Raw genomic sequence first — 1486 nt, forward strand, 5'->3', positions numbered from 1 at the left:
GCCGGGGCCCGGCCCCGGCACCGCACGGCTCGCAGCCGCCCCAGGGACCGACACTGTGTCCAACGTCGCATCCCGCCGGACCGGGGCAAGGTCCGAACCAGACCGGCCGGTTCCAGAAGTCACTCTTTCTCGTCAATAACCGTCGCAACCAGTGACAAGTCACTTACGCAGTGCCACCTTCGAAGACATGACTGACACGCCTGAGTTGACCGGTCCGACCGCTCGCCCCGTCCTCTGCACGATCATTCCGCCGCACATCCTCTCCAAGCTCGCCGACGCCGACGACCCGGAGCTCTCCGAGCCCGCCCGCCGCACCCTCGAAGCGGACGACTCGCACCGGGGCAGGCGCCGGACGGCCACGGCCGCCGCCGTGCGCGACGCGGGCGGTGCCTCCGGGCCCGCCGACCCGGCGGACAAGAAGCCGAAGCGCACCATCTACGACGCGGGTCACGGCACCCAGCTGCCCGGCACCGAGGTCCGCGCGGAGGGAGCGCAGCCGGGCAAGGACGCGACGGTCAACCGGGCGTACGCGGGCCTCGGCGCCACCTTCGACCTGTACCTCAAGGCGTACGGGCGGTACTCGATCGACGGCAAGGGGCTGGCGCTCAACGCGAGCGTCCACTACGACCGGAAGTACAACAACGCCTTCTGGGACGGCAGTCAGATGGTCTTCGGCGACGGAGACGGGAAGATCTTCCTCGACTTCACCATCCCGGTGGACGTCATCGGCCACGAACTCACCCACGGCGTCACGCAGTACACCGCGAACCTGGCGTACTCCGGCCAGTCCGGCGCGCTCAACGAGTCGGTCTCGGACGTCTTCGGCTCGCTCATCAAGCAGTACGCCCTGGGCCAGACCGCCGACCAGGCCGACTGGCTGATCGGCGCCGGCCTCCTCGCCCCGCATGTCTCGGGGGTCGCCCTGCGCTCGATGAAGGCACCGGGCACCGCGTACGACGACGATGTGCTCGGCAAGGACCCGCAGCCCGCGACGATGAAGGGTTACGTCAGGACCACCGACGACAACGGCGGCGTCCATCTCAACTCCGGCATCCCCAACCACGCCTTCTATCTGCTGGCGGACGCCCTGGGCGGAAAGGCGTGGGAGCGGGCCGGCCAGATCTGGTACGACACCCTGACCGGCGGCGAGCTGGCGAAGGACGCAAGCTTCGCGGACTTCGCGCGGCTGACGGTCGCGGCCGCCAGGGCCCGCTTCGGCAGCGGCGACGAGCAGGAGGCGGTGACCAAGGCCTGGTCCACCGTCGGCGTCCCGACAGGCGCGTGAGCCGGTGTACCGGCGGGCGCGTAAACGGCTGACAGGGGGTAGACACGTCCCATGCGTATCCAGGTAAGGCGCACGGGAGGCTTCGCCGGTATCGAGCGCCGGGGGGGCGGGGGGCGGCGAGCCCCACCCCCCCCCGCCGGCGGACTCACACTCGCTCACAGATAGGCGGTGGCACCCACACACCCACACCCCCCCCCCCCC

General features: G+C 70.5%; 1 protein-coding gene. It reads left to right on the forward strand.

The window, feature by feature from the left end; translation table 11 throughout:
* The first annotated feature begins 187 nt into the window (after nt 1-187).
* The gene (locus ACFXBC_RS13320) at nt 188-1285 is read left to right on the forward strand and encodes a M4 family metallopeptidase (RefSeq protein ID WP_385022893.1); all 1098 of its coding nucleotides are present in this window, start codon (nt 188-190) and stop codon (nt 1283-1285) included.
* Nucleotides 1286-1486 lie beyond the last annotated feature (201 nt).

Source organism: Streptomyces sp. NPDC059398, assembly GCF_042751845.1.
In the GTDB taxonomy this organism is placed as follows: Bacteria; Actinomycetota; Actinomycetes; order Streptomycetales; family Streptomycetaceae; genus Streptomyces.